Source organism: Bacillus sp. FSL K6-6540 (assembly GCF_038007545.1).
On the sequence record NZ_JBBOXH010000001.1, the window covers coordinates 6,643,186 to 6,668,203 of the forward strand.

Below are 25,018 nucleotides of genomic sequence, written 5' to 3' on the forward strand. Positions count from 1 at the left end.
TGATTTTTTGTTATCTAAGTACGATAGGCCGCATTAATGCGGACATAGTCATAGGTTAAATCACAGCCCCAAGCCGTAGCCGACCCGCTGCCGATATGCAGCTTCACGTCGATATCCACGGTGTCGCCTTGAAGGTAAGCCAGCGCCGCATCTTCGTCAAAAGGAACGGGCCTTGACTGCTCCAGCACCGAAATCGGGCCAATGGCAATATCCACCGTCTCCGGATTGACCGGACGGCCTGCGCGGCCCACAGCCGCAATGATCCGTCCCCAGTTGGCATCCGCACCGAACACCGCCGATTTGACCAGGCTGGAGCCGATGATGGTCTTGGCAATCGCTTGCGCGTCATCGTCGCTTTCGGCGCCGTCCACGCGAACCTCGATCAAGCGGGAAGCTCCCTCTCCGTCACGCGCGATCGCTTTCGCCAGCTGCTGGCACACATAGTGGAAACCGGCTGCGAATGCATCCCAATCCGGATGCTCCGGCGTAAGCACGTCGTGCCCCGCCAAGCCGCTGGCCATCGCAACCAGCATATCGTTGGTGCTTGTATCGCCGTCCACCGTAATCATATTAAAGGTCAGGTTGGTCGTTTGGCGCAGCAGCAGCTGCAGCGCTTCCTGACCAATGACCGCATCCGTCGTCATGAATCCGAGCATGGTCGCCATGTTCGGATGAATCATTCCCGATCCCTTCGCCGTGCCGGCGATGGTCACCTTCGTGCCGCTAACCTGTACGGTAACGCAGGCTTCCTTTTTTACCAGATCGGTTGTCAAAATCGCTTGGCTGAAGCTTTCAGCCCCTTCGCTTTCGCCGCTGAGCCGTGCAGGCAAGCCGGCAATTCCGGAGGATACTCGGTCCATCTTCAGCAGCTCCCCGATGACACCCGTCGAAGCAACGGCCACATCGTTCACGTCCAGGCCGAACTGCGCAGCCGTATCGGCGCGCATCGTGTAAGCATCCTCTTCGCCCTGCTTGCCCGTGCAGGCATTGGCATTCCCGCTGTTCACGACAATCGCGCGAAGCTTGCCGTCATCTAAGCTTTCACGCGTTACCTTCAGCGGTGCCGCTTGGAACAGGTTCGTCGTATAGACGGCAGCCGCCACGGCAGGCACATCGCATACAATGACGCCCAGGTCGTTACGGTCGGTCTTCTTAAGTCCACAGTGGAGCCCGGCAGCCTTGAAGCCTTGCGGCGTTACGATGCTGCCCCCATCGATAATCGCAAACGTATTCTCTCCCATGTCTGTATCCCCAGCCGCTTACGGATAAATCGGCGTAAACGTAAGTCCGAGGCTCTCCTCCCATCCCATCATCAAATTCAGGTTCTGGATCGCCTGCCCGGCCGCACCCTTCACCACATTATCAATGACCGATATAATGGTCACTCTGTTCGTGCGCGCATCCACCGCAAAGCCGATATCGCAGAAGTTCGACCCGCTGACTTCTTTTGTTGCAGGCCATACGCCCAGGTCGCGGATTCTCACAAATTTACGATCCTTGAAATACTGGCGGTACAGTTCAATGAAATCCTCTTCCGTGTAAGGACCGTTCAGCGTGGCATACATGGTGCTCATGATCCCCCGCGTCATCGGTACCAGATGCGTCGTAAAGGTGACCGTGATCGGTTCGCCCGCTACCTGCGTCAATACCTGTTCGACCTCGGGAATATGCTGATGCTTATTCACCTTGTAGGCTTTGAAGTTCTCGTTGATTTCGGCATAATGCGTCATCAGGCTCGTTCCCCGTCCTGCACCGGACACGCCGGATTTGGCGTCGATAATAAGGGATGAAGCATCGATCCAGCCCGCGCTGATGGCCGGAATCAGGCCCAGCAGCGTCGCGGTCGGATAACAGCCCGGATTGGAGATGAAATCCACATCGCGGACCTCTTCGCCAAACACTTCGCACAGGCCATATACGGCCTTTTCCAACAGCTCCGCGCTCGGAGCCGTGTGTTTATACCACTGTTCATATACGGCTCCATCTTTCAAGCGAAAATCGCCCGAGAGATCAATGACCTTCAAGCCTGCATCCAGCAGCTCCGGTACCAGCTTGGCACTGACGCCCGAAGGCGTAGCCGCAAATACCAAGTCGGCCACCTCGGCGATTTCCGCCGGGTTAACGCCATCCAGGTTACGTGTGATGATATTGGTCAAATGCGGAAATCCGTCCGATATCGGTACGCCTGCCGTCGATGAAGAGATTACCGATGTAATCTCAACGCGCGGGTGCGCTTGCAGCAAGCGGATCAGTTCCACGCCACCGTAGCCGGTAGATCCAACAATAGCAACTCTTACTGTGTTTGTGTCCGTCATATCCTCATCCCTCTCCCCAAGGAACAGCTGAAGGACCTTATGCAAGGTCCCATTCATCCATCCTTCATCTATACGCCATGCTCTTCCGTTTCCTGCGTCAAAAGCGATATGTGCTTCCAAGGTATTCATTGACTTTATCCGTCTCATAAATATGTATTATTATACGACCGTATTCATATAAATACAATGGATTATTCAAATTTGGTCCAAACTGCTAACGGGCTCCGAGGCAATGTCTATCGAGATGGATCGAACTCTTCTTTCAGAATGGAATAGAGCTTGAGGTCCCAATGCTGCCCCTTAACCTTGATCCCCTTCCTCACCGTCCCCTCATAGGACATGCCGATCTTCTCCATTACGCGCTGAGAGCCGATATTCCCCACCAAACATCGAGCCTGCACGCGTACAAGCTCCATACGGCCGAAACCAAGCTTGAGCAGCGCGGAGGCCGCCTCGGTCATGATGCCTTGCCCCCAACAATCCCGTGCCAGTACATAACCGATCTCCGCGGCCTGCTGCTCGGGCTTCCACCATACAAAATCAACCGTCCCGACCAGTCGCCCGCTCTCCTTCAGCTCGATCCCCCACGGGGCAATATCATGCTTGGCATACTGAGCCAGTATGAATTGAATAAACCGCTTGCTGTCATCGATCGAGCGATGGGTCTCCCAAGTGACGTATTTCGCCACCTCATCGTCTGAGGCATAGGCATACATCTGATCGGCATCCTGCATCGATACTCTGCGAAGGCGCAGGCGGTCGGTTTCCAGGACCGGCAAACTGCCGTAGATCTGTTCGATTTCCATTCGTAAGTCCCCCTTACTTGTTCTATAAACTAAGACTTCACGCTCCCTATTACTTTTAACCTAATAAATATGTCTATCGACCTAAACGGTGCTTTGATATAATCCTCTTAAGGAAATATGTTCCTACAACTTAGATTCCTGGAGGTAAAACCATGATATTCAAAAGAACGACGGGCCTATTATGTCTTCTCTTACTGATCTGCCTCACGTGGCAGGCTCCTCATCCCAGTTTCGCTGCCGCTTCAACCACCCAAGCCAAAACCAAACCTGCGCCAATGTTAATCCTCAACAAGAACACGGCGGCTTATTTGAAAAAGGGAGTCATCCCGGGCTTTGGCGGCGTCCAATTCGGCATGACCCAAAATCAGATCGCTTCCAAATTGGGAAAACCTGTGAGTTCATTCTACCACTACGGCGGCGAGTTTTGGAAATTCAAAAATATTTCGTATGCCGGATTTAATTTCGAAAACCCTTATACAGGCTCTAACGGCATGTGGTGTTTGTTGATAGGTAAAGAAGGCTTCCCGAACCAAACCTTTGCAGACGTCAAAAAGCATTTAGGCAGCGCCTACGAAATGTATTATAACGACATGGAAGAGGCGTACGAGATGGTCTACACATTCGGCAAGACCCGCATCTCCTTCATGGCGGACACCTCCAAGGCAAAGATTACGCTGGTTCAGATCAGTCGTTAAAGATCCCATTACATAAAAAAAGAAGTAACCCATGTTCAGACTACGCCGTCTGTCGAATGGTTACTTCTTTCTTATAGAGAGTATGCTGACGAGCCGCGAGGCTACGCCTTAATATTGCGGAATCCTTCGCCCAATACCTCATGGGCATTGCTAATGATGACGAAGGCATTCGGATCCACCGATTGGACCACCGTTTTGAGACGGGGAATTTCGCTCTGTCCGACGACGACCATCAGGACCGTCCGGTGTTCGCCCGTATAGCCTCCCTCTGCGGTCAGCTTGGTTAAACCGCGGTCAAGGTCCTCGAGAATGGCCTTGGTAATCGGCTCCGTATGATCGGATATAATATAGGCCACCTTGGTGAAGCTAAAGCCCAGTTCAATGGCATCAATCACTTTGCCTGTCACGTACAGTCCGATCAGCGCGTATAACGCCTGCTCCAGTGAAAGCACGAGGGCTGCCGACGAGATTACGATCGCATCCAGCAGTACGACGCAGACGGAAAAGCTCAGGCCGCTGTATTTTTGCAGGAGCTGTGCCACGATGGTCAACCCGCCGGTTGACCCCCTGCCGCGATAGACCAGCCCCATGCCGATACCGACGCCGATACCGCCATAAATGGAAGCCAGCAGCGGGTTAGAGGTTGGAATCGGCCAGTCCTTGGTCAAAAAGACGAACAGCGGCAAAATCACGCTTCCCAGCAGGGAGCGGATGCCGTAGTCGCGTCCAAGCAGCCAAAAGCCAAGCACGAACAACGGAATGTTCAGCGCCCACTGCGTAAAGGCCGGTTCAATGCCGAGCCATGCTTGCGCAAGAACGGACAAACCCGACACGCCGCCCGAGGCGATGTGATTGGGCAGGAAAAACAGATTAAACGACAGCGCCATAATAAAGGAGCCGACGATAATAAAGATTGCGTCCACCGTCTGCCGAAGCGGACCGTTGATCGGAATCAAGGGTTCTCTTTTTCGTTTGTTGATCGATGGATTGCCAGCGGATTGCGCCATAGTTCTATAAATCTCTCCTCAACGTCCTACTCGACTTCCTGCTTGATCTGGCTGCGCAAATATCCGTCGATGAATCCGTCCAAATCTCCGTCCATGACGGCGCCGACATTACCGGTCTCCACTTGCGTCCGATGATCCTTGACCATGCTGTACGGATGGAATACATACGAACGGATCTGGCTGCCCCAAGCAATATCGGACTGCTCGCCGCGGATTTCCGCCAATTCCTTCTGCTGCTCCTCGATTTTGCGTTCGTAGAGCTTGGAACGAAGCATCGTCATCGCCCGCTCGCGGTTCTTGATCTGGGAGCGTTCATTCTGGCACGTCACCACCACGCCAGTTGGCAAGTGCGTAATCCGAACGGCCGAGTCCGTCGTATTGATATGCTGACCGCCGGCGCCGCTCGCCCGGTACGTGTCGATCTTCAAATCCTCGGTACGGATGTCGATCTCCACGTCATCCGTAATTTCCGGTACGACGTCACAAGACACGAAGGACGTATGCCGTCTGCCCGACGAATCGAACGGAGAGATCCGAACCAGTCGATGGACCCCTTTTTCAGCCTTCAAATATCCGTAGGCATTAAAGCCTTTGATCAACAGGGTTACGCTTTTGATTCCCGCTTCATCGCCAGGGAGATAATCCAGCGTCTCCACCTTGAAGCCGCGCTTCTCGGCCCATCGCGTGTACATGCGGTGCAGCATTTGGCCCCAGTCTTGAGATTCGGTACCCCCCGCGCCGGGATGCAGCTCAAGAATCGCATTCATTTTATCGTAAGGCTGGTTCAGCAGCAGCTGAAGCTCAAATTCCTCCACGCGCCCAACCAGGTCCTTGATCGTCTCACCGATCTCTCCCGCAAGGGAGTCATCGCCCTCTTCATCCGCCAGCTCGATCATCACGACGGCATCATCGTAATCCGCCTGCAGCTTCTGATATTGATCCACGGATGACTTCACGGCATTCATCTCGGCGATGAGCGCCTGAGCCTTCTCATTATCATCCCAGAAATCGGGAGCTGCCATCTTTTCCTCAAAATTCTCAATCATTTCCTGTTTGAGATCTAAGTCAAAGAGACCCCCTAAGATTGGTTAGTTTCTTGCTGATTTCACGCAGGTCCTGCTTCACACTTGGATCGATCATGAGTCCTCGTCCTTTCTTATCTACACGTAATAATTTCAGTATACCCTCTCCTCCATGGAAAACGTTCCATTTCAAGAGAAATTTACGTTGCCGTACCAGGAATTTCGCTGTTTATTCAGATAAACTCCCTTAAGCGCGGCAGGGGTATCCGGATCACCGTGGAAAAGACCACCATCACCCGGTTCATCTGCCGCTCTTAAGGGAGCCAGAAAAATCCGCGCCCATCACCTGGACGGGCTATCTATACGATTCATCGCCTTTGGGACGGATCGCTTACGCGTTCTGTCCATGGCAATGCTTGTACTTCTTGCCGCTGCCGCAAGGGCATGGGTCGTTCCGGCCGATCTGTTCAGCCACTTGGACCGGTCGCTTCTCGGCAGGTTCGCTGCTGCTGTTTGTGGAGACTTTGTTCTCGTCCACAACCGCTTGACGTTCCTGGTTCGTTGCGATTTGAGCTTTCATGATATAGGTCGCCACTTCTTCCTGGATCGTAGCGATCATCGCATTAAACATTTCGAAGCCTTCGAATTGGTATTCGCGAAGCGGATCAGTACCGCCGTATGCACGGAGGTGGATACCTTGACGCAGCTGGTCCATCGCATCGATGTGATCCATCCACTTGCTGTCTACCGCGCGCAGCACGATAACCTTCTCGAACTCGCGTACCATTTCTTCGCCGATGGCTTGCTCGCGCTCTTCGTATTTCTTCATCACGCGATCGAAGAGATACTCGGTAAGCTCTTCGGCTTCTTTGCCCCACAGATCCTCGCGGGTAACGGCACCCTCGTCCAGCAGCTTGCTGTTCACGTAGTCTGCCACTTCCTGCAATTCCCAGTTCTCCGGAATGTCATCGCTGCAGTGTGCCTGCACGACGCGGTCAATGACCGGCTTGATCATCTCTACAACGATTTGCTTGATGTCTTGGGATTCCAAGATCTCGCGGCGCTGCTTGTAGATGATCTCGCGTTGCTGGTTCATGACGTCATCGTATTGGAGAACGACTTTACGCATGTCGAAGTTGTTGCCTTCTACCCGCTTCTGCGCGGATTCAACCGCACGGGTAATCATTTTGCTCTCGATCGGCTGGTCTTCTTCGAAGCCAAGGCGTTCCATCATGTTCAGCACGTTGTCCGTACCAAAACGCTTCATCAGCTCATCGCCGAGGGACAGATAGAACTGGGTAGACCCCGGGTCTCCCTGACGACCGGCACGGCCGCGCAGCTGGTTATCGATCCGGCGCGATTCGTGACGCTCCGTACCGATAATGTGAAGTCCGCCAATATCCTGTACGCCTTCGCCAAGCAAAATATCCGTACCGCGTCCCGCCATGTTCGTCGCGATCGTTACCGATCCCGGCTGACCGGCGCGAGAAATGATTTCCGCTTCCTCCGCATGGTATTTCGCATTCAGCACTTTATGCTGGACGCCTTTGCGTTTCAGCATTTCAGACAAACGCTCGGAGTTCTCGATGGATACCGTACCCACCAGAATCGGCTGGTTCTTTTTATGGCGTTCCACGATCTCGGTTACTACTGCCTTAAACTTGCCATCTTCGCTCTTGTAAACCACATCCGGCATGTCGACACGCTGATTCGGTTTGTTCGTAGGAATTTGAAGCACTTCAAGACCATAGATCTTCTTGAATTCTTCTTCCTCCGTCTTCGCCGTACCGGTCATGCCCGCCAGCTTGCGATACATCCGGAAGTAGTTCTGGAAGGTAATCGTCGCAAGAGTCATGCTCTCGTTCTGAACCTCAATGCCTTCCTTCGCTTCGATCGCCTGGTGGAGACCGTCGCTGTAGCGGCGTCCAGCCATCAGACGGCCCGTAAATTCGTCAACGATGACCACTTCGTCGTCGGTAACAACATAATCCACATCGCGGCGCATGATCACGTTCGCTTTCAGCGCTTGTACAATGTGGTGGTTTAATGTTACGTGATTGTGGTCATACAGGTTTTCGATCCCGAAGGAACGCTCCGCCAGCGCCACGCCTTTCTCCGTCAAGGCTACGGATTTGACCTTAATGTCTACCGTATAATCCTCTTCTGCCGTCAGACGCTTCACGAACCGGTCGGCTGCAAAATACAGCTCGGTCGATTTCTGAGCTTGTCCCGAGATGATGAGCGGCGTACGCGCTTCGTCAACCAGAATCGAATCCACTTCATCAATGATACAGAAATACAGCGGACGCTGAACCATCTGCTCTTTGTAGAGGACCATGTTGTCCCGCAGATAGTCAAAGCCGAACTCATTGTTCGTTCCATACGTAATATCGCAAGCATAGGCCTGCTGTTTATCCGGGTGCTCCATGCCGCTCAGGTTAACCCCGACCGTCATTCCCAGGAAGTTATATATCTGCGCCATCTCTTGGCTGTCACGCTGTGCCAGATAATCATTGACCGTTACAACGTGAACCCCTTTGCCAAGCAGGGCATTTAAGTAAACCGGCAGCGTACCTACAAGGGTTTTACCTTCACCGGTCTTCATCTCTGCAATTCTGCCTTCGTGGAGGGCCATTCCCCCGATCAACTGCACGTCATAGTGACGCTTGCCGAGTGTCCGTCTGGAAGCTTCACGAACTGTCGCGAACGCTTCGGGAAGCAATTCCTCCAGCGTCTCACCTTTCTCGATCCGCGCACGGAACTCCTCGGTTTTGGCTTGCAGCTGCTCATCGGAGAGCTTCTCAAAATCCGGTTCCATTTTGTTGATTACATCGACCGTCTTCATGAGACGTTTGACATCACGCTCGTTGGTGTCGCCGAAAATCTTTTTGACAAGTCCTAGCATGGTTAACCCCTTTCGTGCAAAACAAGTGATAGAATCAACTTCATTAAATGCCAAAGGGTTAAATGATGAAATCGATTCATTGATTCCTTATGATGGTCCCATTTCATGCAGGCTAAAAAGCCCGTCCCGTAAAATGAGGGTTTGCATAAATTGTAACAGTTTGTAAGGGATGCCGCAACAATATGTGCTATTACAAGAGGTGTCTGTTACGCGAAGCCTTACTGTATGAGACGCGGAGAGGCCCAAAAAAGTTGCGTGGAGCATTTCCTCGGCGCGCAGCAATGGAATTATCTTCATCCCCGAAATGAAATTCTACATCTAATGAGGAAGGAAAATCGATGTCCATTGTACGGAGTAAACAGAGGATGAAGCCTGGAGCCACCGGCTGAAGCCAGCGTTAAATAAGCGGCTAGATGGGCCTCGATCCGGCTATATAGGAAGCCCTAGCTTTGTGTCATCTGAGGATGTTGTAAGAAGGACCCATGAAGTTCCTTACGAACCCATTCCATCGATAAAAAGGTTGCACTATTCGGCATACTCCGATGGGGTTACCATCAAATACCATCCTTTTTACGATCCTTACGCGTCTCGAAGCCGTATATCCAAATAAAGAGCCCCACCCGCTTGCACGGATGAAGGCTCATCTTACATTTCGATTTCATTTTAAAATTCGAACCGGGCCAGTTGCCTCCGCATTCCCTTAGGAATGCTGCCGCTTAAAACTCAGTCCCGCTCGATCAATCCGTACTTGCCGTCATCACGTTTGTAGACGACATTTACTTCTTGTGTGTCAATGTTGGAAAATACAAAGAAATTATGGCCTACCATGTTCATCTGCAGGATCGCTTCTTCCACGTCCATCGGCTTCATGGTAAAACGTTTCGTACGGACGACTTCGTATTCGTCCTCGTCATACTCCACTTGCTCTGCATCCACCTGACTGGTGGCCGCTGCCCCGTTCTCCGCAATGAGCGTCTTCAGTCCGCCCTCTTGCTTGATCTTGCGGTTCAGCTTGGTTTTGTGCTTGCGAATCTGACGTTCCAACTTGTCCACAACGGCGTCAATGGAAGCGTACATATCATCGCTTCGGTCTTCCGCACGAAGTACCACACCGGTAAGCGGAATGGTCACTTCCACCGTGTGCAATCCTCGAATGACACTCAGGGTGACGTATCCTTCGGAGGTGGGGGGTGCATCAAAATACTTATCTAGCCTGCTGAGTTTCTTGTCAACATAGTCTTTCAAAGCATCGGTCACTTCAATTTGTTGACCTCGGATAGTGAATTGCATTGGGCACTCCTCCTTTGCACCCTCATTATACCATTTTGTTTTGGCTATGTAAAAAGACAGAATTGTGAATTTTAGCACAATATTTTTCGGGGGTCGGATACAAAAAAAAGACCCCGGAAGTTCCGGAGTCTTGGGCTAGCGAATCTCCAATTGTTAACCATCGATTACCGTTTATGTAGGTCGGCTATGCCGGGATGATTATAATTTGATTACGTTAGCTGCTTGCGGGCCACGAGCGCCTTCAACGATCTCGAATTCTACGGATTGTCCCTCTTCCAGAGTCTTGAAGCCCTCGGATTGGATCGCGGAGAAATGTACGAATACGTCGCCGCCGTCCTCAGTCTCGATGAAGCCATAACCTTTCTCTGCGTTGAACCATTTCACTTTACCTTGCATGCACTAACATTCCCTTCATTGTCAAATAAAGTGTGACACTAATTGTCCACATTTCCGACTATAGCACCCGACATATCCAGTGTCAATTACCAAGGAAAAGGTTTTCTTTTGCAGAAAACCGGGAAAAATGTCGACTTGGCTTCACGACTGAGTTGGCGGGCGAAAATAGTTTGCGGACAAAATAGGTTTATGGTTATTTAACCAGGGAGGGAGGGGGTGAAACAGGGAATTACATTATTAAAGTTAATGTAATGAACTTCTGATTTACGGTAACAACTTGGTTGGTATTGAATCTTCATTCAATGCGCTAGATCAGCAGTTCCATCTTGCTTTTCGGGGACCGGTCCCAATAAGAGTTCGGGTCCTCGACCACTCCGATACATCTATCAGTTAATACTTAACTGTAATCATGTTAACAAAAGAATATACAATGGAAACCAATTCATGATCATCCCATTTTCTCTCCACTGCAGTTTTGGCAAGCTGATGGATATTCTGTATTGCTTCACCGCTAAAGCAAGGATTACCGTAAAGGTCTGAATTTTCTTTTGCAACCTTCATATCGTGTTTTACCTCATCTAGTAGATCTCTAGCAGCATAAACTGTGGCACGTTCTATCAATGCTTCAATCATTAAGGTGACATTTCCGCTTTTAAATTCATCTTTATAGAGATCTTGAATTTCAAATTTATGATAAAGATTTTTGAATATAAGCTTTTCATAATCGGCTGTTTTTGAAAGGATCTCATTAAATTGGACTGGCTCATCTTTTGAACCCCTACTACCTGAATGTAATCTGTATTTCACTGTTGGAACTGGTAGGTACTCTGCAGCATAGTAATAGATTAGCCTAAGCCAAAAATCGTAGTCTTGTGCACGGATCAAATTGGTATCCCAACCTTTAAGTTGATCAAGGCAGCTTTTTTTGAAGAGAACGGTGGGCCCGTGAACGTAACAGCCTCTCATAAGCAGCTTCAGGTTCAACTTATTCTTAATAGGAGAGAGATCGTGAATTCCTACTATTTCATGAGTGGCATCATTGAAATTTATTGATCTTGTGTGTACCATGCCTAAATTTGGATTCAATTGAAATCGTTTCAATTGCAACTCTAGTTTCAAAGGTAAGGCGATATCATCATCATCAAAAACCCAAATGTATTCCCCTTTAGCATGATCTATAGCAAGGTTCAGAGCAGATGACTTTCCACCGTTCGCCTTATATATATAGTTAATTTGTTCCATAAAAGGGGATAGTTCTTCTTTGGGAGGATCCACCGAACCATCATCAACAACGATAATTTCAATATTTTTATGGGTTTGATTCAGGATCGATTGAATTGTATCCGCAATGAACTCTTTCCGATTAAATGTTGATACAATTACCGATACTAGCGCCTCACTCTTTGGGATACTGTACGGTTGTGGCAAAAAGTAACCGTTTAAGTCCTTGACGTCATTCCCTACGGGATTACGGCCCGGTTTTACAAATGTACCCATAATCCACTGAGAAGGAACCTTGTAATTCCATCTTAATGAACATCCAACTGAATAATGAACTAGATCAGTAAGTACATTACGAGAAAATATATTGTAATGATCAGGATCCGGAATAGCGTATCCGTTAGGAACGCTTATAATGACCGTTCCTCCTGATTTGCAGATTCTGTAAGCCTCCTGAATGATTTTTTTAGGATCATCTACATGCTCCAACACCTCTGCCACTACTACTGTGTCAAACATATCATCTGGTAATTCTAATCCGTATCCGTTGCCTATTTGAAAACGGCAATTATCAATACCTAATGAAGCTGTTTTATGTCGAGCTAAGTCAACAGCAATCGGATCTATGTCTATACCATATAAACTGGCACCATGACTTGCTATGAATATGGACAAATCTCCGTTGGCGCAGCCAATCTCCAATACATTTCCACTACATAAAGAAGCCGTTTCTGCCATTCTGATCATTTCATGCTGATTCCGAAGTCTACGGTAGTTATCCCATTTCCCCTTGGCTTCTCTATCATTTATGCTTAGAAGTAGATCGTTGTCAATTGTTGAATATATGTTATTGTCAATCTGTTCAAAATACCATTGAGCCTCGTTATGATTTCCACAGTACATGGAAAGTAACCCTAGACATGTGAGCGCATCACTATCATCAGGATCTTCCATTAATTTGTCAAAACAAAGCTCATAACCTTTCTCCGGTGTATTCTCTTTAATAGACCAAGTTACTTTTTCCAATAACGCTGTCATATTTGCAGCTCCTGTCCGTCTCTGGTTGTCCAATTTGACCCCGGTTCTAATTTTGAAATGCACTGAAGAGCTTCTTCTGCAGCCAATCTATCATTAATTTGTCTAGCAACGGTAACTACTTGAAAAGCTATTTCTGGCTTTTCCTTTTCCATTAACGCCTGCTTATAATAATGGAGACTATCCTCGAGAGAATGAAGATGACGCAAAGATTGAGCTGCCAGCAGGTTGATTTTATAACGTTCATCTTTAGTATTCCCCTCAATCAAATTTGAAAGAGAAATTTCATAAAACCCTGCACGGTAGAAAGCTTTAGACAAAACATAGCGCATTTGTGGCGTAATAAAATGTTGAGATAGATAATCTACATATTGATAATCCTGAATTTTCAAAAGATCAACCACTAATTCATATATGATATTTTCAAAATCACTTGTAAACTTTATACATGTAAATGTCTGCTTTGTTATTACTGCTTTAAGGATTTTCTGTTCGGCACTCCTTAGAGATACTGAATGCACGAAGCGATCAAATAAGTTTACATCTGACAACAGAAAACTAATTAGCAAAAGTTCTCGGGCTTGTTCACGATTGCTAGGTTCCGATTTAGCATAGTAATCACTTGCCAATAGATACTCGCCTTTCAACAAATTTATAAACACCGAAACGCCAGGGTCTACCTGTACATTATAGCGTTCTATAAACTCTACTAGGACCGGATGTCTTAATTGATAGATCACGGCAACCAATTGTTGAATTACTGGTGCCTGCGTTGGCCACAATGCAGTAATGTGGTCAAACAGCGCCCGGCGGTCTGCTTCATAATTAATGTCCAAAAAACTCTGAAGTAGCCCCATGACATTAGGTGCCTTTTTTATTGCTCTAGAAATATATTCATTCGCTTTTTTTCGATCGAATTGTTGTGCTGAAATCTCCGCTAACTTAGCCAAAGCTAGATAGCTTCCCGTTCCTTCATAGGTATTATAATGAACAGTAGGATCGCTATCTCCATGCTCTACGCATTTCTCAAAGCACTGCTCTGCATCAGGCAGATATCCTATCTCTTGGTATATCAAGCCTTCAAAATATTTAAATTCAATGTAATCCGGATAGATGGTGAAAGAATCCCTTGCTATGGACAAAGCTTCAGAATATTGGGTTAATTTCATCAAGCTTTGAATTAACCCTAGAAGGAGCCTTTTGGTAAATGCATATTCCCCACCATACTGAAAAGCTTGTTGATAAGCTTCTACAGACTTTTGATACTTCTTGTCAGTATAATACTGCTGACCTAAATTATAGAGATTAAATGCAGAAGGATTCTCCTCGTTTTCTCTCAATAAAATGTCCAGATTTCGTTTTTGCTTATTTTTTGAATGAGCAATATGCGCCAAGTAACCATCATGGTGAATCAATACTTCTTGCAGTACACCTGAACTGCGGTGCTGGTTCAAGGATAGGTTAATCTGCTCATGTAGTGCACCTACATATCTTAATTCCTTAATATTTCGGAATAGACGTGGAAATTTATGAACCTCGGCCAGCCCACCGCCAATATCATTACGAATAGGAAGGTAATAAATCTCCTTATTCAATATAGTTTTCAAATTACTTTTCGGATCCTCGATCCATTCATCAGCATCCAAATGAAGAATGTAGTCTCCTGTAGCTTGTTCTATCGCGTAGTTTCTCGCATTTGCAAAATGATGATCCCATTCATAATGGTACACTTTATGATTGTACTTACTTATGACTTCAAGTGTACGATCCGTCGATCCTGTATCAACGATAATAATCTCGTCAACTAGTGCATGAACACTTTCAAGACAACGTTCAATGCATCGTTCTTCATCCTTCACTATCATGCATAGCGATATGGTAGGTCTAATCATGAATGCCTCCTAGGTCAGTTGAGTTAATCGGTTCTTTGCCAATTCAAACCCAAATTCACTGCTTTTTTTATAATGGTATCGGGCTTCATCTAATTTCATCAGAAGTTCGTAATAGAGCCCTAAGTTGTAGTGAGGTAGGAACGTACCGACGCCCGACTCCGTCTCAAATATAGTAGAGTCAACTTCACCTAACTCGATACACTTTGTAAACGCCTGCGGAAGAAGATCGAAAGAATCAATCGTCCTTATCTCAATTAAAGCGCAGCCGTATATATAATATAAATCGGTATAAAGAGGATAAGTTATTAGAGATGCTTCGATAAGATTAAATAACTCCCTCCATTTTTTTTCTTTCAAATATACCTTGCAAAGACTGTAGATAATACTGGGATGATAGGAGTTTTGTTGGCTACTGCATCGGTATGCCATCTCTAAATACGAAATGGACTGATCATACTCAGCATTAACTGAGTAAGTCCTCCCTAACTGGAACAAAGTATAAGCATCTTCCGGCTTTTCCTGATTCTGCTTGTGAAGCAGTTCTAAATTACGGTTAATTTTGTCTTTACCATCTATGTGATTAATACTATAGCCGTAATGGATAATTTTCAGAGAGGTTTGATGCGTCTCCGGAAAACTAGACTTGTGCTGAAGTTGCTCATGAATCAAGCCGGTATAAGCAAAGCCAGGGTCATTCGGAAATAATCTAACGATACTCGTTTTCATAATTCCATGGTCCAATACATTATGAATCTCCACCTTACCTGCTCTTTTTCGGTTTAGATTCAACTCGTGTAACTCTTTCAAAACATTTGAAACATCTAAATCTAAAAGCCGTTCGTCAGCATCCATCATTAGAATAAATGGCTGACTCGCATATGTAATCACCTGGTTTCTGGCAGCTGCAAAATCATTCTTCCACTCACTCTTTTTTATTATCCCCCCTTCTTCTGAAACAATTGTCGGCGTCCGGTCTGTTGATCCGGTATCCAACACAATAACTTCGTTCATCCATTTTTGCGCAGATTGTATACACTCCTTGATATGTTTTTCTTCATTCCTCGCAATTACACAGACTGATATAGGAAGCTTCATAGTTGCACCCCTTAATTAAAAAAATAGAAACAGGTACCTAGCATTGAATGCTAGGCACCTGCGTTTATAAATCAGTTATACGTATACCCGTCCGCCAGTGTCCCAGTTTGACCATCCGGATTGACGATCGTTACAGAAACAGCACCAACGAAACTAGAAGCTGGAACTCGAATTCTAAGCTGTGAGGAACTGATAAAGGTTGCTGCGACACTTACACCGTTGATTTCAACCTTCGCTCCACTCTGAATGTTTGTTCCGTTAATAGTCACAAGGTTACCGCCTGATTTCGAACCTGTGTTTGGCGAGACACTTGTAACTGTTGGTGCTGGTTTCGGTGCGGGAGCGGTATAAATAAATCCTCCCTGCATAATAGCTTGTTGTCCATCAGGGTTAACTACAGTCACATCAACTCCCCCAGCAGCAGACCAAACTGGTACGCGTATTCTGAGCTGATTGGCATTTACAAATGTAGCAGCAATTTCCTCTGTGTTGAAGTAAACCTTAGCACCATTTTTGAAGCTAGAACCATTAATATTGACTAGTGTTCCTCCTGATATCAAGGCAGTATTCGGAGACAGACTCGAGATTACCGGTGGTGCATCAGGAGTGAAGCTGAATCCGTTCACTATCTCCCCTGTTTGTCCATCGGGATTGATCACTTTAACGGTAACAGTCTCAGGTTGGCTCCATATTGGGGTAGCTACCCGCAGTTGAGTTTTACTAACAAAAGTTGACGATACCTCAACGTCATTAAAAGCCACTCGAGCACCACTCACAAAGTTTTCTCCATTAATTGTAATCAGCGAACTTGTTGAAGCAAAAGCACTACTTGGTGATAGGGAGCTAACCACCGGTGCTGGTGGAGGAGGAGGTGTTACATACGTAAATCCATCTTGAAGCAATCCTTCCTTCCCATCAGGGTTAACAACCTTCACATTCACAGCTCCTGCATTACTAAACGTAGGTGTTTTAATTCTCAATTGGGTAGCGCTTAAGTACGTGGCACCAATCTCTACGTTTTCAAAATATACTTTTGCTCCACTCTCGAAGTTTTCTCCCGTAATCGTTACCGTGATCCCGCCACCAGGAAGATCTGCAGAGTTGGGAGATACCGAAACGACTACTGGACTTGGTTTCTCTGGAGGTGCATTGTAGGTAAATGCATTTTCCAGAACATTCATTTGACCGTCTGAGGACGAAACTGAAATATTTACAGTCTCAGCTGTTGACCAAGCAGGTGTTTTGATCCGGATCTCGGTATTCGACATGAAAGAAGTTGGAACCTTAACATCCCCGATCCTAACTTCTGTTTCAACAGATAAATCACTGCCCTTAATGGTTACTATCGTTCCTCCTTCTTGAGGCCCGCTATTCGGTGTAACCGAAGATATGGTAGGAGCCGGAATAGGTGGTGGAAGTTCGAACGTGAATCCACCCGTAAGAACAGCAGATTGACCATCGACATTCAATACTTGGACGTCTACAGTACCAGCTGAAACCCACTCCGGGGTAGTAATCCGAAGTTCTGTTGTCGAGATATAGGTCTTAGCAATCTCTTGGCCACCTAAAAACACCTTGGAGTCATTTTTAAAATTGGTCCCATAGATTTTTACAGCAGTTCCCCCAGCAACAGGGCCCAAGTTAGGCGAAACTGACGTAAGCGTCGGCCCCGGTAGCGGGAGATACTCGTATCCATCTACGAAACTAGCTGATTGACCGTCTGGATTGGTTACGCTTATAGACACAAATCCCGCAGAAGTCGCAGCCGGAACCTTAACTCGTAGCAAGGAACTGCTTGTAAAGGTATATGCTACTTTTTCTTGTCCAAAATGTAATTCCAATCCATTTACAAAATTAGATCCATTAATAGATACAATATTCCCTCCCGAAACTACTCCTGAAGAAGGGGAGATACTGCTAATGGATGGTGCTGGCGGCTTAGGAAGAGGGAGATACTCGAACGCCTCTTGTAGGCCCACTGTAAATCCTCCAGGCGTTAGAATACTGACATTGACCTTCTCTGCTACTGACCACTCAGGGGTGGTGATCACGATTTGCGAGGCAGTGAGAGAATTAACTGGAACCTCTGTGTCATTAAAGAGCACCTTCGTACCATTAGGAATGTTTGTACCGCTGATAGTCACTGTAGTACCGCCTTTTACCAGACCGCTAGTAGGGCTAATCTTAGTAAGTGACGGATCCGGTGGTGCCAAATACTCAAATGCATTTTCCAGCTCAACTTCTTTACCATCTGGATTCACAACTTTAACCGAAACGAAGCCAGCAGTTGACCATGCAGGGGTCTTGAGTCGAATTTCTCCTGTGTTGATGTACGTGTAGCTACCCTGCTCAATTCCGTCCCAAATCAATTTCGCCCCAGATTTTATATGGTTTCCTTTTATAATGACCAAGGTACCACCAGCTAATGGCCCGGCATTTGGAGAGACAGAACTAATAACCGGATTTGGGTCTTCATAGGTGTAACCCTTAGCCAAAGTATGTTTCTGTCCATTTGGATTCTCTACGATTACGTCTACACTCTCAGCCTTGGCCCAAGGAGGTGTTACTAACGTTAACTCTTCGCTTGTAACAAAGGTTGAGGAAACCAACGTATTGTTAAAATACACCTTTGCACCTTCGACAAAGCGTTCCCCTGTCAAAACCACGTTTTCCCCGCCAATTCGGCTCCCGATATTAGGTTGAATGGCGGTGATTTGTGGTCCTGCAATATAGGTAAAAGAATCTACTGAAGTAACAGTCGTTCCATCAGGATTGGTAACGGTAATGTCTACCGCGCCTGGTAGTGTGCCAGCAGGAGTAGTTACTTCCAATTGGCCCACACTATTCTTAGTTACAACTGATTCCTTCCCATCGATGGATACGGAAGCTCCAGGCATAAAATACTGCCCCTTAATAAGAACCTTAGTACCGCCTTCAAGAGGACCTTCATTAGGTACAACCTCAACAATTTGCGGTTCAGCGTAATAACGGTATTCAGCTTGAGCAAATTGACCATCCCCGTTAGTCACCTTAACAGGTACTGAACCCTGGACTCCAGGCGGCACAATAACTTTTAATTGTTGGGAATCGACATATTCGATATTTGAAAGCTGGGTCGAACCAAAATGAACAGTTGCATCAGGATGGAAATAATTCCCTTTAATTACAATCAATTCTCCGCCATCCACATGCCCCGAGTTCGGCTCGATGGATGTAATAATAGGAGCATAGTGTTTGACGGTCAAAGTTGGTTGTGAAATGGTATAACTGTGTTGTTGACCAAGATAATCTTTATAGCTTACCGAAATTTCTTGGTCGCCCGAAGGGAAAGTGCCGACAGGAGCTCCTGTTTTATGACGGATTTTATACTTGAACGTCAGTAGTTCATTTTTCAATTCAAGGAAACTCCAAGAAATTGTATTACCCTCTAGTGTAGGTTGTGGAATATTGTCATTATAAGAGCCAGGAACAATCTCAAATTGTGGAGATATGAAATCCTTAACAACTACATCATAAGCACTTGCAACCCCAATTTCTTGGACAATGGCTGCATAGATTTCTGCAAGTCCCACTGATCCTAAAACGAAGTGATGATGATGTGCTGTCGTAGCCATATCTTTCATCAAAAGGTTTGGAGCACTGGTGTCAGGGTTTTCATTAGGCAGTAATAAAGCAATAGTGTAGAAAACAACGCCCTCAGACTTTGCAGAGTTTGCTTGCTCTAGAGCAACTTGGCGTGCATAGCTATCCGGACTAGGTTCTGTTGCTTGTCCATCCGTCATTAATATAATAACCGGCTGGGCGTCACTTCTATGATTCCGAAGAAGATCTTGAGCTTTCTCAATCGCGGATTTTGTACCTGTTCCGCCACTCGCTTGAATTCCATTAATATATTGTTTTATTTCGGTTGGATTCGAAGAGAGGTCCTTATAGTTAACATTACTGGCAAAATCAACAATGCCGACACGGTGCTTACTAAAGTCAACCAAATCAATAAAACCTTTAGCAGCTTCTTTGGCATTACGCATTTTATCTTCGCCGTTATTAGGACCATAACTAGGACCCATACTGCCCGATCGGTCAATAACCAAAATAATGTCATTGGGTTTTATGAAGGTGCTGTCCGGCGTACCTTGAACATTAATCGTTACTTCAGACTCGCCACCTTCAAAAATTTCAGCAGGATTTAGTCCCTTCGTAACCTTAACGCTTTCACTGTCGGCCGATGCAGCGGAAATTACAGTGAGATTCAAGCATTGTACCGTGAAAAGTACTAACGCTAAGATTGAAATGAGTAGTCTAGGCTTCAGCCTCATATAGATCCTCCGTTTGCCTATTTTTTAAAATCTACAAAAAAGGCACCGACGTCATAATTGTTCGAATGCCTTCCATAATGATCCGAGATTCTCTTTTTCTTCTCAAAAAGGTTCATTTCTTCCTTCAGTTCTTTAGTTTCATTTAAAATGACGAGGATCAGCTCTTCGTGAAGCACTTGCACTTCAGACAATAACGAAAGGTCATATTCAGTTAGCGAAAGTTGACGCAAATGATCGTAAAGATTATCAATCTGCTCCTCATACTTACGGTAATGGTCAAAACTTGGAGACTCTAGTACAACCCTATATAACCGAACCAACTGTTCGATGGGACCATTTTGTGAAATTTCACCCATTAGCCTGAACCCCGGCTGATTTTAATGATTGTAGAGCTTGACTCCATGTATGGACCATATCCCTAGCAAAATCAAGCATGTGATCGAGCATACTCTCGTCCTTCTTGATAATGAACTCTGCTATATAGCTATAGTAGAATTCATACAAACTTCGCAGATTTTTTGCTATATCATAGTCCATGTTCAAAGTCACTGTTAATTCATTGAGAATTGCCCGAGCCTTATAAAGAGGTTCGTTCATGGCTTCGAACTGATTTTGAGAATATAATTTTTTGGCTAAGAGCAATGATTTAACTATCTCCTGATATAGCAATAACGTTAAATCACCAGGACCCGCTGTCTCAACCCGAACCTTCAAATATTGCTGTTGTTGTGCATAATGCATAATTATTCGCTCTCCATCAGTCATTTTATTGAAACTCGAACTAAATAAATCAACCTAACTGCGATGCAAGCCAGGAGCTTTGGCTGTTCATTTTTTGAAGCGCTTGTTCCATGGCTGCGAATTTTTTGTAGTATCTGTTTTCAATATCGATCAACTTGGATTTCCAACTCGCTTCTTGATCGTTTAACGTCTTCAATTGTTTTCCTATTACGCTGTCATCGATCGACTCGATTGAACCAGAGCCTATTTTCTTCTTGAGGGCATCCATTTGCTTATTAACAATATCGTATACCCGATCAGCAATCCCCAAATTACTCTTCCCTGGAGCCGGGTCTTCCGAAGATGTCATGACAAACAATTGTTTTACCTCTTCAAAATTTGTATTAATGGCTTCTCTTAACTTTGTTTCGTCAATTTCCAATTTTCCGTTTTCTTTATAATCGCTCTTAACAGTAATCCCGATGTTCGCCAGCATTTGAATTTGCCCCTGGGGAACGTCTAGTGGTGTGTTCAATGCAGTACGCAGTGTGTTAAGTGTCCCTGTCAAGATATTGTCATTATAAAGAGTACCTTGTCTGGCCTTTTTCTCCCACTGTGTGATCTGACTCTCAGTCATCGCTTCTTTCTCTTCTGAAGTAAGCGGTTCATAACCCCGACTGCGTCTCGTTGTGGTCGCCGTACTGAACGTGTCGATTAAGGAATTGTACTGATCGACAAACTTCTTGATATCGTCGATAATACCGCTGCGATCGGTAACCGTTCCAATAGAGGCCTCGCCTGTACTTCTTAACGTCACCTGGACCCCATTGATACTCACATTGTTAGAAGCGGAAAGGATTTCGGCGGAACCGTTCACTGAATATCTAGCATCTTCGCCGCTGGCCGTAGCGCTGGAAAGGTTCAGAATCCCCATAAAATCACTAAGGCTGTTAGGATTAGTCGTTGAGTCACTGGTGATTTCAATTTTGGATTTTGAGCCGGAAGCGGTTGAATTAAAATATACAGTGCCGCTCGATTTATCATAGCTCGCTTTCACTCCGGTTTGGGACGCTCTAGCATTAATATCTTTAAGAATGGAGTTCACCGTTGACTCTTCGGTAAATGAGATCTCTACCCCATTAATTTTAACCGTCCCGGATTTGTTCACTTTCTCGCTATCAGTTGTAACCGAACCACTTATGAGTGTTGCTGAAGATGCCAGTTGCTCAACCTTGACCGAACTACTTCCAGCTGTAGTCCCACTAGAAGTGATGTCCAATACCGATGTATTAGAAGAAGTTGCCGTTGTTTTCTCAAAGTTGCTTTCATATCGCAATTTGTTGGCTGTATTCCTGAAGTTTAACAATGCCGTATTCATAGCCTGGTAGTCTTCTCTTTGCCAGATTGTAAATTGCTTTTGCTTTTGTATTTTATTCAATGGCAATCGTTCAGCCTGCATCAGTTTCGCGATTAGTGAGTCCGTGTCCAGGGTGCCGCTAAACCCTGTTAATCGAACAGGTCCGCTAATAGCCATTTCCACACTCCCCTTTCCTACATTTTTTCATCCAAAAATACGCCAACCCGTTGACTAATGTTATATAAGAGATCAAGCATTTTTTCGCTAGGTATCTCGCGAATGATTTCATTCGTTTCATCCTGTAATACCATGACCATAATCGTATTCGTCTTATCATGGACCTTGACCTGGATGTGAGTACCTAACTCTTCGAGTTTCTTATTGACCTGGTTCACAAGTTCAGGAATCGTTTTTTTATTTTGGCTTGTATAACTAACTTCTGTCTGTACGTCCTGTGAAGCGTCGCTGGCAATTTTGTTGAACCAAGGCAGCAAGGATCCCTGAGCAAGATTAAAGTTCGGTTCGATCCTCATCACTAGCCTCCCAACGCCTGTATCAGGCTAAAATGAAAAAACCGGCCGGTTTCCCGGCCGGCTAAATCCAAAATTAACGCAGCAATTGCAGAACGCCTTGAGGCTGTTGATTTGCTTGTGCAAGCATTGCCGTAGCTGCTTGTTGCAAGATGTTATTCTTTGTGAACTCAGACATTTCTTTCGCCATATCAACATCACGAATACGGGATTCAGCAGCTTGCAGGTTCTCGGAAGTCGTACCCAAGTTGTTGATCGTATGTTCCAGACGGTTCTGCACTGCACCAAGATCAGAACGCATTTGCGATACCGTGTTGATTGCAGTTTGAACAAGACTCAGGTTTGCTGCAGCATCAGTGTTCGCTGCACCAGCTGCTGAAGATGCAAGATTTTGCAGTCCTGTACCATCAAATTGAACCCCTAGAGTCGTGTTTGTTGCACTTTCAAGATTAAGTGTGATTGTTTCCCCACCATTTGCTCCAACTTGGAAAACGATGCTGGTAGTAGTGCCATCCAACAATTTTTTAGTATTGAATTGGGTTTGAGTAGCAATTGAGCCGATTTGCTCGGACAGTTGCTTAGCTTCCGAGTCAATTTTAGCGGCGTCAGTAGTAGTCAGCACTTCGTTTGCACCTTTTACATACAGTTCAGCCATACGTTGCAGCATAGCATGAGTTTCATTCAGGGCACCCTCAGCAGTTTGAATCAATGAGATACCATCCAACGCATTACTTGAAGCTTGCTCCAGGCCACGGATCTGGTTACGCATTTTCTCGGAGATTGCAAGACCAGCAGCATCGTCAGCTGCACGGTTGATACGGTAACCGGAAGACAACTTTTCAAGGGATTTACCTTGTTGAGTGTTGTTAAAAGACAATTGACGCTGTGTGTTGTAAGAGCTGATATTGTGGTTAATACGCATGATAAAATTCCTCCTTGGAATGTGTTGGTGATTAGCATCCTTGCTTCACCCTATTGTGATCGGGACATGGTGTTCGGCCGTCACTGCCATGTCTTTCGACCCATATTATATTTATCGGAAACTTCACTCTATTGTTTATAGCAGAATATTAATTTTCTAATAAAAAATTAAATCTTTTCTCTTGGGATGACCGTCTGCAAAATATTCTGTATATCCTCATTGAATTCAACCGCATTTTGGTTCTGTTGCTTGATAGCTTCATAAATTTCCTCACGATATATAGTTACATTCGCAGGAGCCTCAATGCCGATTCTAACCTGATCACCGTTAACTTCGATGACGGAAAGAACAATATTATCATTAATCATAATTTTCTGCCCTTTACTTCTTGAAAGAATCAGCATTAATATCAGCTCCTTTCTTCTCTCTGAGCATCGGTTGCTTAGTCGTGTAAACACCATGATCTAAAACAATCTGTGCTGCACTATTATTAGATTTATTAATGACAATAGGCGCCTTTAAATTGCAGGATATATCATCTGCAGATCGGACCGTAACGATGACCATCACTATTATATCGGACTCATCTGTAATGGCTAATGTTTCAATCCAATGTGATTCTAGTTGAAATTCGTAGTCAGGAAAAAAAACAAAAGGATCCGTAACAATAAAACTCAAATCTTCATTTTCTGCAGACTGCAAAAATTCAAAAGGACTCTTCTTCTCTTCTGATTGAAGCAAGACATACTTTTTTAAATCTCCAAATCCCAGTATAGGACTCTCAAATATGATTATTTGGTTGTTTTCTATTTCGATTTTACCGAATCTCTTTGTGTTCACAATCATAATTATTCCTCCTTCATTAAAAACAATAGCTATAATGAAACTAGTTTCATTATAGCTATTGTATATCTACAACTAGACAACTGCATCAAGCTGTTTACCCGTTGCCGACATAAATATAAAATTTTGATTAATCAAATATGGATTTATCTTGCCAGGATAGTAATCAATTATCGGTTTATGCGTCTCCGGATTAAAGCTAACTCCACCTGGAACATAGTTAGTTTTCACTTGACCCGGAATATACGTAATGTCCACATTATCATATCCTGGATCGCCAGTTACCTCGACCCTTGGACGGTCTTTGAACACGTTATTCCTCGCAATTTCTGCAAATACATTACCGCCCTCATGAGTAGCCATCATACGGTCCCCGTTCTGGGCTATCTCTCCAATGTTCTGCATTGAAATCTGAAGAGAAGATTGCGCTATTCTATCCGTAACCTCTTCAAAGCGAGCCTTGCCTAACGCCGACCACGCCTTGCGTGAATCAATCTCCAAAGTCCCCTTAGCTTGTTCCACTTCAATGAAGGCCTGCTTTTGGGTCATATTTATGGATGGTCTAGGTTGCTCTATACTCTGTTGGCCCTTCGTGGATTGTAGGCCAAGCTGTGAGTATCCTTGCTGAATTTGTATTCGGGGGATATTCAT

At 45.6% G+C, this 25,018-nt stretch carries 21 protein-coding genes; 1 reads left to right on the forward strand and 20 read right to left on the reverse strand.

Annotated features, from left to right (window positions below; all coding sequences use genetic code 11):
- Positions 1-14: 14 nt before the first annotated feature.
- The 3 genes from argJ to MHH82_RS30025 form a co-directional block, all read right to left on the reverse strand.
- Positions 15-1,241, reverse strand: coding sequence for a bifunctional glutamate N-acetyltransferase/amino-acid acetyltransferase ArgJ (argJ, locus tag MHH82_RS30015; RefSeq protein WP_340969182.1), 1,227 nt, complete (start codon positions 1,239-1,241; stop codon positions 15-17).
- Between the two features lie 18 nt (positions 1,242-1,259).
- The gene (gene argC / locus MHH82_RS30020; protein WP_015737704.1) at positions 1,260-2,315 is read right to left on the reverse strand and encodes an N-acetyl-gamma-glutamyl-phosphate reductase; all 1,056 of its coding nucleotides are present in this window, start codon (positions 2,313-2,315) and stop codon (positions 1,260-1,262) included.
- Between the two features lie 236 nt (positions 2,316-2,551).
- On the reverse strand, positions 2,552-3,121 hold the full coding sequence (locus tag MHH82_RS30025) for a GNAT family N-acetyltransferase (protein WP_015737705.1): 570 nt from the start codon (positions 3,119-3,121) through the stop codon (positions 2,552-2,554).
- A gap of 152 nt (positions 3,122-3,273) precedes the next feature.
- On the opposite strand from MHH82_RS30025, the gene MHH82_RS30030 reads away from it, so the two are divergent.
- The gene (locus MHH82_RS30030) at positions 3,274-3,816 is read left to right on the forward strand and encodes a hypothetical protein (RefSeq protein ID WP_036660320.1); all 543 of its coding nucleotides are present in this window, start codon (positions 3,274-3,276) and stop codon (positions 3,814-3,816) included.
- 101 nt (positions 3,817-3,917) lie between these two features.
- Here the strand turns inward: MHH82_RS30030 and MHH82_RS30035 are convergent, their stop codons facing one another.
- The 17 genes from MHH82_RS30035 to MHH82_RS30115 all read right to left on the reverse strand — a co-directional run bounded on the left by MHH82_RS30035 (position 3,918) and on the right by MHH82_RS30115 (position 25,018).
- Positions 3,918-4,823, reverse strand: a complete 906-nt coding sequence (locus tag MHH82_RS30035; protein ID WP_009594247.1) for a YitT family protein — start codon at positions 4,821-4,823, stop codon at positions 3,918-3,920.
- A gap of 26 nt (positions 4,824-4,849) precedes the next feature.
- Positions 4,850-5,963 (reverse strand): peptide chain release factor 2 gene (gene prfB, locus MHH82_RS30040; protein WP_096775885.1). Its coding sequence is split into 2 segments (ribosomal slippage): positions 4,850-5,890 and positions 5,892-5,963, totalling 1,113 coding nucleotides; the frame shifts between segments, so codons are not numbered across the junction.
- Positions 5,964-6,236: 273 nt separating this feature from the next.
- Complete coding sequence (gene secA / locus MHH82_RS30045; protein WP_036660323.1) at positions 6,237-8,750, reverse strand: preprotein translocase subunit SecA; 2,514 nt, start codon at positions 8,748-8,750, stop codon at positions 6,237-6,239.
- Between the two features lie 723 nt (positions 8,751-9,473).
- On the reverse strand, positions 9,474-10,040 hold the full coding sequence (gene hpf, locus MHH82_RS30050; RefSeq protein ID WP_009594286.1) for a ribosome hibernation-promoting factor, HPF/YfiA family: 567 nt from the start codon (positions 10,038-10,040) through the stop codon (positions 9,474-9,476).
- 198 nt (positions 10,041-10,238) lie between these two features.
- Complete coding sequence (locus MHH82_RS30055) at positions 10,239-10,436, reverse strand: cold shock domain-containing protein (protein ID WP_009594275.1); 198 nt, start codon at positions 10,434-10,436, stop codon at positions 10,239-10,241.
- A gap of 390 nt (positions 10,437-10,826) precedes the next feature.
- A complete protein-coding gene (locus tag MHH82_RS30060) occupies positions 10,827-12,695 on the reverse strand; it encodes a glycosyltransferase (protein ID WP_340969186.1) in 1,869 nt (622 codons plus the stop codon).
- Entirely contained in the window at positions 12,692-14,584 is a 1,893-nt protein-coding gene (locus MHH82_RS30065; RefSeq protein WP_340969188.1) for a tetratricopeptide repeat-containing glycosyltransferase family 2 protein, read from the reverse strand. Before MHH82_RS30065 ends, MHH82_RS30060 begins: the two co-directional genes overlap by 4 nt.
- A 9-nt stretch (positions 14,585-14,593) precedes the next feature.
- Positions 14,594-15,679 carry a glycosyltransferase family 2 protein gene (locus MHH82_RS30070; protein WP_340969190.1) on the reverse strand — a complete coding sequence of 362 codons (1,086 nt, stop codon included), beginning with the start codon at positions 15,677-15,679 and terminating at the stop codon, positions 14,594-14,596.
- A gap of 71 nt (positions 15,680-15,750) precedes the next feature.
- The gene (locus tag MHH82_RS30075; protein WP_340969191.1) at positions 15,751-19,995 is read right to left on the reverse strand and encodes an IPT/TIG domain-containing protein; all 4,245 of its coding nucleotides are present in this window, start codon (positions 19,993-19,995) and stop codon (positions 15,751-15,753) included.
- Positions 19,996-20,012: 17 nt separating this feature from the next.
- On the reverse strand, positions 20,013-20,351 hold the full coding sequence (locus MHH82_RS30080) for a hypothetical protein (RefSeq protein ID WP_340969193.1): 339 nt from the start codon (positions 20,349-20,351) through the stop codon (positions 20,013-20,015).
- Positions 20,344-20,736, reverse strand: coding sequence for a flagellar export chaperone FliS (fliS, locus tag MHH82_RS30085; protein WP_340969194.1), 393 nt, complete (start codon positions 20,734-20,736; stop codon positions 20,344-20,346). Before fliS ends, MHH82_RS30080 begins: the two co-directional genes overlap by 8 nt.
- Before the next feature lie 49 nt (positions 20,737-20,785).
- Complete coding sequence (fliD, locus tag MHH82_RS30090) at positions 20,786-22,249, reverse strand: flagellar filament capping protein FliD (RefSeq protein WP_340969196.1); 1,464 nt, start codon at positions 22,247-22,249, stop codon at positions 20,786-20,788.
- A gap of 17 nt (positions 22,250-22,266) precedes the next feature.
- Positions 22,267-22,605 (reverse strand): flagellar protein FlaG, encoded by a 339-nt coding sequence (locus MHH82_RS30095; protein ID WP_340969198.1) that lies wholly within the window; start codon positions 22,603-22,605, stop codon positions 22,267-22,269.
- Positions 22,606-22,678: 73 nt separating this feature from the next.
- On the reverse strand, positions 22,679-23,524 hold the full coding sequence (locus tag MHH82_RS30100; RefSeq protein WP_340969200.1) for a flagellin N-terminal helical domain-containing protein: 846 nt from the start codon (positions 23,522-23,524) through the stop codon (positions 22,679-22,681).
- 167 nt (positions 23,525-23,691) lie between these two features.
- A complete protein-coding gene (csrA, locus tag MHH82_RS30105) occupies positions 23,692-23,928 on the reverse strand; it encodes a carbon storage regulator CsrA (protein ID WP_340969202.1) in 237 nt (78 codons plus the stop codon).
- A complete protein-coding gene (gene fliW, locus MHH82_RS30110; RefSeq protein ID WP_340969203.1) occupies positions 23,906-24,370 on the reverse strand; it encodes a flagellar assembly protein FliW in 465 nt (154 codons plus the stop codon). The genes csrA and fliW overlap by 23 nt, the downstream gene beginning before the upstream one ends.
- Positions 24,371-24,442: 72 nt before the next feature.
- Positions 24,443-25,018, reverse strand: coding sequence for a DUF6470 family protein (locus tag MHH82_RS30115; RefSeq protein ID WP_340969205.1), 576 nt, complete (start codon positions 25,016-25,018; stop codon positions 24,443-24,445).